Annotated in this window: 10 protein-coding genes; all 10 read right to left on the bottom strand. The window is 35.1% G+C overall.

Going from position 1 to position 10,173, the window contains the following annotated elements; translation table 11 throughout:
- A partial coding sequence (locus CRG87_RS06195; protein WP_101138702.1) for a glycerol-3-phosphate acyltransferase occupies positions 1 to 583 on the bottom strand: 583 nt, incomplete at its 3' end.
- A 19-nt stretch (positions 584 to 602) separates the two neighbouring features.
- Positions 603 to 1,700, bottom strand: a complete 1,098-nt coding sequence (locus tag CRG87_RS06190; RefSeq protein WP_074425845.1) for an LCP family glycopolymer transferase — start codon at positions 1,698 to 1,700, stop codon at positions 603 to 605.
- 100 nt (positions 1,701 to 1,800) lie between these two features.
- On the bottom strand, positions 1,801 to 2,367 hold the full coding sequence (locus CRG87_RS06185) for an aldose epimerase family protein (protein ID WP_074425846.1): 567 nt from the start codon (positions 2,365 to 2,367) through the stop codon (positions 1,801 to 1,803).
- Positions 2,368 to 2,704: 337 nt separating this feature from the next.
- Positions 2,705 to 2,992, bottom strand: a complete 288-nt coding sequence (locus tag CRG87_RS06180; RefSeq protein ID WP_046307762.1) for a type II toxin-antitoxin system HicB family antitoxin — start codon at positions 2,990 to 2,992, stop codon at positions 2,705 to 2,707.
- Between the two features lie 246 nt (positions 2,993 to 3,238).
- The gene (locus CRG87_RS06175) at positions 3,239 to 4,684 is read right to left on the bottom strand and encodes an MFS transporter (protein ID WP_074425847.1); all 1,446 of its coding nucleotides are present in this window, start codon (positions 4,682 to 4,684) and stop codon (positions 3,239 to 3,241) included.
- A 274-nt stretch (positions 4,685 to 4,958) separates the two neighbouring features.
- The gene (locus CRG87_RS06170; protein ID WP_074425848.1) at positions 4,959 to 7,058 is read right to left on the bottom strand and encodes a BglG family transcription antiterminator; all 2,100 of its coding nucleotides are present in this window, start codon (positions 7,056 to 7,058) and stop codon (positions 4,959 to 4,961) included.
- Between the two features lie 37 nt (positions 7,059 to 7,095).
- Entirely contained in the window at positions 7,096 to 7,386 is a 291-nt protein-coding gene (locus tag CRG87_RS06165) for a PTS sugar transporter subunit IIB (protein ID WP_074425849.1), read from the bottom strand.
- Between the two features lie 18 nt (positions 7,387 to 7,404).
- On the bottom strand, positions 7,405 to 8,805 hold the full coding sequence (locus CRG87_RS06160; RefSeq protein ID WP_074425850.1) for a PTS galactitol transporter subunit IIC: 1,401 nt from the start codon (positions 8,803 to 8,805) through the stop codon (positions 7,405 to 7,407).
- Positions 8,806 to 8,825: 20 nt separating this feature from the next.
- The gene (locus tag CRG87_RS06155; RefSeq protein ID WP_074425851.1) at positions 8,826 to 9,281 is read right to left on the bottom strand and encodes a PTS sugar transporter subunit IIA; all 456 of its coding nucleotides are present in this window, start codon (positions 9,279 to 9,281) and stop codon (positions 8,826 to 8,828) included.
- Positions 9,282 to 9,381: 100 nt separating this feature from the next.
- The gene (locus CRG87_RS06150; protein WP_074425852.1) at positions 9,382 to 10,122 is read right to left on the bottom strand and encodes an L-ribulose-5-phosphate 4-epimerase; all 741 of its coding nucleotides are present in this window, start codon (positions 10,120 to 10,122) and stop codon (positions 9,382 to 9,384) included.
- Positions 10,123 to 10,173 lie beyond the last annotated feature (51 nt).

The following is a 10,173-nucleotide window of genomic DNA, read 5'->3' as shown; positions in this document are numbered from 1 at the left end:
AGTATAAAATATCTACTTTTTTCCCTTTTCCAGTAAAAAAGTCCCGTAAATCATATCTAAATTTAAAAGTCATGATCAAGGTAATAATTAATAATACAATGCCAGCTTCCCTGAGTTGAGTCAATTCGTATAGACTAAATAATAAAATAAAAACTAACGGCGGAACCGTTAAGTTCTTAAGAATAATAGTCAAAATAAGTGCAATTAAAAGCGTTACTGCCGCAGCTTTAACATCATAAATAGCCGCTAAAATGACAGCAACTGTTACTCCTTTGCCACCTCGAAAATGATCCCAAAAAGGAAAACAGTGTCCTAAAATTAGTCCTAAACCTGCATAGGTCAACATTACCTTTTTTCCTAAAAAATAGTGTACAAGTAGTAAGCAAATTAGTGTTTTAAAAATATCACCAATGCAAGTAATTATACCCCATTTTTTACCAAAAACGGCACCAACGTTGGCGGTTCCTGGGTTCCCAGATCCAACTTTAGTCGGGTCTTGATGTAGCCAGAAACGACCCACTAGCATGGCAAATAAAATACATCCGAATGCATAGCCGATTAAAACGACAAGCAGTCTCGTCATTAATCGTCACCTTCTTTTATTATTGTCCTTCATAATCACTAAAGATATTATAGTCCTGCGTTGCAAGATCAGTGAAATCAAAGCCGTGTTCCTTATTTCGCTTGTTTTGGTAAGTTTCATTATTATCAACCTTTTTGGGACTTAAGCCTAATTCAGCCCGAAGATAGTCAGAAATTCGTTGAAGCTCTTCAGTTGACTGAACTTGATAAGATGCACCATCAACCATTGCGTTATGCCCGTGAAGATAGTCATTTTTAACATTCTTAGTCGAGCTGCGGTAATTAAAGGCAATCTCCTTCAATGAATCAAATGGTAAATTAGTTTTAACATTGCCAGAAATTGAAGTTAGAACCGAATCAAGCTGTGTCAATGTGTTTAATGAAACGGCCTTTTTAATAAGCGTCGTAATGACCTGTCTTTGCCGTTCCTGACGGCCATAGTCACCCTCAGGATCGTCGTAGCGCATCCGTGAATATGCAAGGGCACCGCCGCCACCCATATGAGTCAGCTGTCCTTTCTTGAAAACATAACCACCATATTCAAAACTAAGTGTAGGTCTGACATTTATTCCACCTACATAGCGAATAAGACGCATGATACCTTTCATATTAACTAGGGCATAATATTTAATTGGTACGTTAACAAGTTCAGAGACACTGTCCATTGCCATCTTAGCACCACCTATTGGATAGGCAGCATTGATTTTTTCGACTTGGAACTGCTCAGCACCAACCATTTGCGCCATTGTATCGCGGGGAACAGACACTAGTGAGTAGCGCTTTTTTTGTGGATTAACAACTGCAATGATAAGCGTATCAGTATTGCCAATCTTTTCCTTACGGTCAAGTGCTCCAGTATCGGTACCCATTAGTAAGACGGCAAACTTTTTCTTACCATTAAATTCGCCGTTTTTTACTTGAACATGCGTATTATTATCATAGGTATTGTCTACCGCATTCTTCGTTTTAAAATAAACGTAAGACGAGTATGCAGCAACACCAGCGGCTATGAGAAAAATAAATCCACATAGCCATGCTATCAATTTCTTCTTTTTGTTGTAATCTTTTACATGTATTTCTACCCGACTCTTGTCCGGATGATTATGATTGTGATCCATATTCTCTTACTTACCTAATTTAAATACAATGAATACATTATAACAAAAAAACAAACCATCTGCGGTTTGTCTATATTATCTTATTAAAATCATTAATTATCTAGCTTAATGTCAAAGTTAGCGTGAATTCCTCATCACTATCACCTTCAAGTGTCGCTTTATCAAGTAAAGCAACAACTTGCTGGTCTTTAACATCTAAGTCAAAACTTGATGAGGCAAGTTTTAATTTAACTTCATCATTACTTAACTCAATCTCATTCACATTTCTATTTTTAACCCAGCCCTCAATAATCGGCAATGTGAACATCACTGTGAAAGGCATTTCTTTATGTGAATTATTTTTGAGATAATACTTAATGTCGATCCGGTTACCTTCCAGAATATAGGTTAAGATCACTTCAAAATGATACGGAAACTTTTTATAGCTTTCACTATCATCAATTAAGGCCAAACTGACCCGCGAGTCTCCTTTATCTACAACTGTCCAAGGCAAGAGCTTCGCCCAATTTTCACCCTGGCCGTCCCCTAAAAAGGTAACTCCTAATTTCTTTTGCATGTCGCCATCTTTGAAATAATCAATTTGATCATGTTGAGATACAAAATTAACTAACTTTGCATCCTTTTCATCGACAGCAGCACGCAAAATAGAACTTTCTATTGTTTGCATAGCTTACTCCAAACTTTCTCCCTTATAGAAAATAGCATGTAACTAACACTAATGTCAATTCGAGCTTAGAATCCCGCTTTTAGCTAAGTTTAACTGAGAAATTCAATGTGCAAGGATTATACTACAAAACTAATATCAGTTATATTAAAAAGGTCGGTTAAGCTTTTACTGCAAGCGCTCAACCACCTTTATCAACTGATTTTTTTAAAAAAATCAGCCTAAATTATTAGCAAATCTCGTTATAATATACTATAATACTATTGTTCCCGAGAATATAATTAGTTTTTGGAACAAGTTAATAAGAAAGAGCACCTCAAGCAACTGGGGTGCTTTTTTGTTATATCTCGTAATTCATCCGATCATGGGATGCCTCTGTCAAATCTGCGGAAACTGGTGCAACAAAGGATCCATCATCAGGAAGCTCTATTTCACTTGCTTTACTGCATTTCGGCAAATCCGCTTTATTGTACAGTCTGCTTGCCAAAGTATCAGCAGCCATCTTCATCGCTTCTCGAAGACCTTCACCTTCTGTGATACCACCTTTGATATCTGGAAAGTGAATCACATATACATCATTTTCTAGTGGCTTAAAAATTGCTGGATACGTAACAATTCGATGATCCATTTACCCAACCTCCCTATCGTTTAGTTATAGTTCATAGCTTTTCCTTTAATACCATCATATACCCAAAAACAGCGAAATAAGAAAAAATTATGAAATTTTTATTTACTCCTTTGTTTTGTATTGGCTATTTTTCTCAATTAGAATGTTGATAAATAAAGCTTTCACAGTTTTTTTTGCTTAATGTACAAAGAAAAACGTTATTGCTAATAATGCAATAACGTTTTTTAGTTTTATTTTAATAATAGACTATTTAGCCGTTTTTTCGTCTTTTTTAAATAGACGCCAGCCACTTAGAACAACAGTTATTAAACAGATGATCATTGAAATAATAAATACAACATGCATACCATAAATAAAAATTTCTGGTTGCTTAGGTAGGTATTCGGTCACACGTGCTCCCTTTGCATGGCTCATTGCCGCAAACAAGATTGTCGTTGCACTTGAAATACCAATTACCATTCCGAGGTTACGTGAAAGCGAGTTAATACTTCCGGCAACACCAAGATCCTTCTGTTCTACTGAGCTCATTACTAAAGAGTTATTTGGTGAACTGAAAATACCACTACCCAGTCCCATAATTGCAATACTGATAATAAATAGCCAGATTGATGAGTGCAGATTGCATAGTGAGTAACCAATTTGACTAACTAATAGTAATACTAGTCCAATAAAAGTAATCAATTTTGGTCCAATTTTATCTGAAAGTGTACCCGCAACTGGAGCAGCAAATAATTGAACTACAGGTAAAATCATTAAGATAATACCAGCTTGACTTGGTGCCAAGTGTAACGCATTTTCTAAATAGAATGGCGTTACCACATTAAAGAAAAAGTTTGTAATAAAAATTAACAATGCACACAACAAACTAACTGAAAAGTCTGGATTCTTGAACAAATTGAATTGTAATAATGGATTGGTTGTATGATTTTCAGTATAGACAAACCAAATGAAACTAATTAGCCCAATTATTAACATTGCTAGAACTGGTACAGAAGTAAAACCTAATTGTTGGCCTAAGAAGACACCACCGAATAAAGTAATCATCCCTAATGCAAAGCCAAATGAGCCATTCTTGTCCAATGCTGCATTGGTAAAAGTAATATCTTTTGGCAGGAAAATTGCGCCAATAATTGCAGCAATAATGCCAACAGGAACATTCAACCAGAAAATGTATGACCATGACAGGCGACTCAAAATCAAGCCACCCAAACCAGGACCAGCAATTGAGCCTAAGGCAACAAATGAACCAATTGTTCCTAAAGCTTTCCCGCGTTCAGTTGATGGAAAAATTTCAGTGATAATTCCATTATTGGTTGCCATTGTCATTGCGGCACCAAAAGCCTGAATCGCACGTGAAACTAATAAAAATACCAAATTGACTCTAAATCCTGATAAAAGTGAACCAGCAATAAAGAAGATGGCACCTAGACGGAAGATTTTAATTTTTCCGTGAAGATCACTCAATTTACCGAAGAATAGAATAAAACTACAAACAACAATTAAATATAATGAAACAACCCATTCGGACTGACTCATCGAAATGTTCAAATTTTTACTAATAACTGGTAAAGCGATATTAACAATCGTTCCATCTAGAGTTGACATGAAGGTAAACAAACCGACTGCCACTAAGATCCACCATCTATTTTTTTGCACTTTTTCGTCAGTCTGATAACTCAAAGCTTGTGTCATTTTTACAGATCCTCTCAATTTTTGAAATTTAGTTAGGTACCTTAATGAGTTAAATTATACTCTTATTTTCTTTTGTGCCAAGTAGAAAAATAAGTTAATTTTACTTTTTTGTTTAAACGTTTAAAATAGCGCTACTAGTTCTTACTTGCCTATGCTCTTGGTTAAATAACCAGAGTTAAAAACTAAGGCTACTGACGAAGTAGCCTAACTTATATATTGCAAAAAATTGATTCACACTTGAAGCACCAAGCTTTTAATTATGCTTATAGATAGCTTAACAAAAAGAAAGTAAAAATCTTCGTATCTCTTTAGACGATTTAGCATTAACTAGACATGAAACATTATTTTTATTTCTAACGATATCGATAAGCTGTTCTAGAGCTTTTTCATGTTCTCTTTTAAGGCCAGGTGATAGCACAAATATACAAGTCACGAGTACATGTTGATTACGTGAAGCAATTTCTATTTCTTGATCTAAAGCTATTAAAGATAGCCCTATATTTTTATTGCTTTCACTTGGAGCCGCGTGGGCTAAAAAAATATTTTCGGAAATCAGCATATACGGGCCATATTGATCGATTAGTTTAACTATTTTTTCAAAATAATGATTATCAATCACCTGATCTTTTTCTAGCAGCTTGCATCCCGTTTGTAGAACGTCTTTCCAATTCAAACTACCATCATTGTGAATGAGTTTAATGCGTCTTTCTGGTAACAAACTCATTAAGGAGGGTAAGTCGCGCTTATCGCCTTGTTTCGCTTCAGGTGATATAAAACGATCTAAACTTAGTCTTAGCCCTTTTTCGTCTTTAACATCTGCATATTCATTTATAATTGACACTAAATTGTTAACAGCACTTGTATTGTGCCCAATTTTATTTGGCATCTCTTTTTGCAAGTACTTTTCAACAAGATTCTGATCACTTTTAGTTAGTACTGCTTTAACGTTGACCACAGGAATCGGATATTTTGAGCTGGGCAAAATTGCGGTACTAATAATTAATCTAGCTTGATAGTTATGCTTAAATATTTCACACAGATCTTTTATTTCAAGCGGTAAAGAAAACTTAATTAATGGATACATTTTGCTAAGTTTCTGGTATAGCATGGCCGAAGTCCCAATTCCACTTGAACACACTACTAAAACTTCAGCAAGTGATGCTCTTTTCAACTTATCAACATTCGAAAAGTCTTGGTAACCTTTTGCATTTACTGATCCAAAATAAAGACAAATTAATGCAATTTCTGAGTCTGGTAATTTTTTATTCAAATATTGCTCGAGGGGAGCACAAGCAATAGCTGTAAATTTGATTAGCTCAGGATACTGCTTTTTAATTTCGTCTACCTCACTAGACGTATATGGAATATCGAATTTGACACGGAAAAAAGTAGCATATAAATGATTACGTAGAACTTTAGTAAACAAATTATAGGAAATTTGTTGTTCAGTTAGCTGCTCATAGCGAAAAATTATTTCTTGAGCAATATTATCTAAGTCTCTATACAAATTTTTATTAACACAATCAACTTCGGTTGCTTGAGAACAGAGAACTATTTTACTAATAAAAACCACCTCAGCAGCTTCTATTTTCTGCTTCGTCAAAAAGTTAAGTAACTCTTCACACGTTGCTAAAACATTATCAGTATTATCAGCAATCCATTGTAAATTTGAACTGTCATTAATTAACTTTTTATTTGCTATCCGCCACTGCGTAAAAACCAATAAATACGTTAACTGTTGAATGGAATTTCCTGAAAAGCTTATATGGAGCTTTCTCTGAATATTGACTACTGCTTGCTGAGTTTCGGTCATTGAATAATCTAAATTTTTAATAAATGTATGTGCAACCTTATTTTGATGTAGTAAAAGCTCGTACATTGTTATTCGGATTGAGGCTTCATCGCTTGCAATTTTATGCCCCAACCTAGAACTCACTATTTTCAAATTAGGGAAAAGATCATTAATGGCTTTAAAATCTTTAATAATAGTATTTCGTGAGCATTTAAATCTAGTAGACAATTTATTAATTGAAACGTCCTTGCTTTCACTCATCAAAAGCAAGATGATCGTTGTTCTCCGGTCAGTTGAGCTCATACTTGATTGGTTGACTGACTTTATAATCTCATGATTAGAATTCAATTCTCTTTTTGTTCGATCAGTAATTTTGTACCCATAGTTAGGGATATTGACAATCTCATCTAAATTGTTTTCGCGTAATATTTTATTCGTTGAATTTAGCCAATTAAATGCAGTTCGACGAGAAATATTAAAAGTTTCGAGTATTTCCTTTAAGCTCACAAAACCAGATGCTTTTGTCAAATAATTAAGCAAATTTTGGGCTTTGATTACCTCTGTAGAGTTAAATGCTACCACGCTTAATCACCCTTTTTATTTAGTACATAGTTTCAAACTAAAGATCTAATTTATCAATTACTTCATCAATTACGCTATCAATTCCAATATTTGTCAAAAGTGGCAAACCATTAATAACAGGTACCTTGATAGCATCATTATCATATTGAGTTGTTGTGATAACTAAATCGTACTCTGGAGCCAAAGATTCTACTTGGGCAACTGATGATTGGCCCAGAGTATACTTATCTTCAGAAATTCCACGTTTAGCTAATTCTTCTTGTAATTTGTTCATAGCTGATGTGCTGGTAACAACACCTGCACCACATGCGACTAAAATTTTTTTCATGATTATTCTCCTTAATTTCTATTCTTTACTGTCTGTTGCAGCATTATCTTGCTTTTCTGAAGCAACTATTTTTGTTCTGTTCCACCAACATAAACCAATAATTAAAATGAGACCAATTGCATAAGCAAAAATCTTATATGGTGCAATTTGTACAATTAACCATGGGAATGGGTTTGAGCCATAGTCGATGCTTGAAATAAGTGATGAGCCTTTTGGAATTGCAAAATGAGCTGCGCGAGCACATTTAGTAATTAAAGGTGCTAAATTAGTACCAATCCATAAACCGATAACAACATTTATCGCACCAATAATGAATGATCTGAAAAAGTCACCATGAGTAACCGAAACGATTAGTGGGAACATGAAGACGAATCCAACCAAACCAATTGTTGGCAAAAATTGATTACCTGGCAAAATAAATGCAAAAAGCAAAGCAACTGGAATCATTAATGTAGCACAAGCTAAAACTACTGGACTACCAATACCTACTGCGGTATCCATTCCAATATAAATTTTTCTTTTTCCAGCGAATTTCTTTTGGATAAAAGTTTGAATGGCATCTGAGACTGGTACTACTCCTTGCAAAAGTAATGCAGCCATCTTTGGCGTAATAATCATTACCGCAGATAAAGTAACACCCATAAGCATTATTTTCCCAAGCTTTGTGGCAATTGTCATCCCTGGTATAAAGCCATAAGCTAAAATACCGATAATAATACCAATTGCAAAACCTAGTAGAGTTGGTTCACCCCAAGAACCAAATTTCTTGTTAAAGTCTTTTGCATCCATGTGAATCTTGTTAATTCCAGGTATCTTATCAATAATCCAGTTAAATACGATTGCAATTGGAACAAATGATCCTGCATAACCGTGTGGGATTGAGATTCCTGGTAGACCCAAGTATTTCTCTGAAAGTGGGGCTGTTCTATCAGCAATTACCATGATAACAATCATGTTTACACTAGCTAAAAACAGACTAAGAATGATGTCTTTAGTTAGAGCATAAACAAGTGAACCACTAAAAGCAAAGTGCCAGAAGTCCCAGATATCAACATCAATAGTTGAAGTTGTTCTGGTAATAAGCATCAAAATATTAATGGCAATTCCTAATGGAATCATACTTACTCCAACGGCAGTACCATATGCAATAGCAGATGCTGAAGGCCAGCCAACATCAATTACCTGTAAGTTCAAGTGCATAACCTGAATCATATTCTTAATTGCAGGATTCATTACGTCAGTCAAAATCGAAACTGTAGCATTCAGACCGATAAAGCCAATACCTACCATTAATCCGCCACGTAATGCTTTAGTAAATGGAACCCTAACACACAATCCAAAAATCAACATGATGATTGGAATTAAAACAGTTGGACCTAAGCCAACAATATACATAATGAAATCAATTACCGGTTTCATAAATTTTCCTCCAAACTTTTTTATTGTATATGTTTAGAAACAGCTTTATAAAGATCTTCATCACTTGATATTTGCATCAATTTGCTTAATAATTCCTGATCTTGAAATAAAGCCATTAGCTTCTGAAGCATCTCCACCTGACTGTGTGGATTCTTTAAAGCAAGCATTACGACAATCTGTACATTCAAAGTTTGCTCTGTAACAGCCATATTATGAAAAATTATTGGATGACTTAAGGTCGCAAATGTAATTGCAGGCGCGTTTACATACTGAACGTCAGTATGTGGTATCGCAACCGCAATTTCACCACTAGGCAATCCAGTAGGATGGACTGCTTCGCGGCTTTTGACTGCTTGTTCAAACGTATCTTTGACTTTGTTTTCTTTTTTTAACTGTTCTGCTAAAAAATGAATAATTTCATCTGCACTATTAAAATCAACTTGTGCAAAAACCAACTGAGGACTTAATAAATTCATCTAGCCACCCCCTTTACTTTTTGTTTACTTTTTCATTTAAGCATTTATGTTAATACTATATAAGTAACCGCTAACACAAAATACCAGTGCAAGTACTGAACTAGCTAATCTTGTGGTTCGCTTTGCTATATTCCTTAGACTTAGCATTATTTTGGCCGTAGTAAGCTGTTTGACCATGTTTTCGATAGTAGTGTTTATCAAGTAAAAATTGCGGTAATTCAGAATTCTTCCTTGTTAATTGTAAAGTATGGTAGTCTTCTTCAGCTATTACTTCTAAAACCTTAGCGTTATAAACCGCCTCTTTAGGCGTTTTACCCCAGCAAAATGGACCATGCTGGCTAACAAGTGAACCAGGTGTTGCCTCATAGTCGAGTCCACGATCTTTAAAAGTGCGTACGATAGCTCGTCCCGTGTTACCTTCATAATCTGATTCTATTTCTTCCTTACTTAGAGCCTCAGCTGCTGGAATTGCGGTGTAGAAAGTATCGGCATGAGTCGTATTCATTGCTGGAATATCCATCTGTGCTGCAGCAAAAGAAACAGCCCAAGGAGAATGAGTGTGAACTATTCCGCCACACTTAGGAAATTCGCGATAAAGAATTGTATGTGTTGGCGTATCACTAGACGGATTCATTTCTCCTTCAACAACTTGTCCATTTAAATCAACTACCACAAGATCATCTGGCTTTAGTTCTTCATAGCTGACACCAGATGGCTTAATAACGAATAATCCACTATCTCGATCTATTCCTGAGACATTTCCCCAAGTAAAAGTGACCAAATTTAATTTGGGTAACTGCATATTTGCTTCATAAACTTCTCTTTTAAGCTTCTCTAACATTGCTTTTTTTCCTCTAATTCATTAATACTAGCTTGCCAACAATTATTGAAG

The sequence above is a fragment of the Lactobacillus apis genome (genome assembly GCF_002837055.1).
Taxonomy (GTDB): domain Bacteria; phylum Bacillota; class Bacilli; order Lactobacillales; family Lactobacillaceae; genus Lactobacillus; species Lactobacillus apis.
This window is presented reverse-complemented; position numbering and strand designations above follow the sequence as displayed.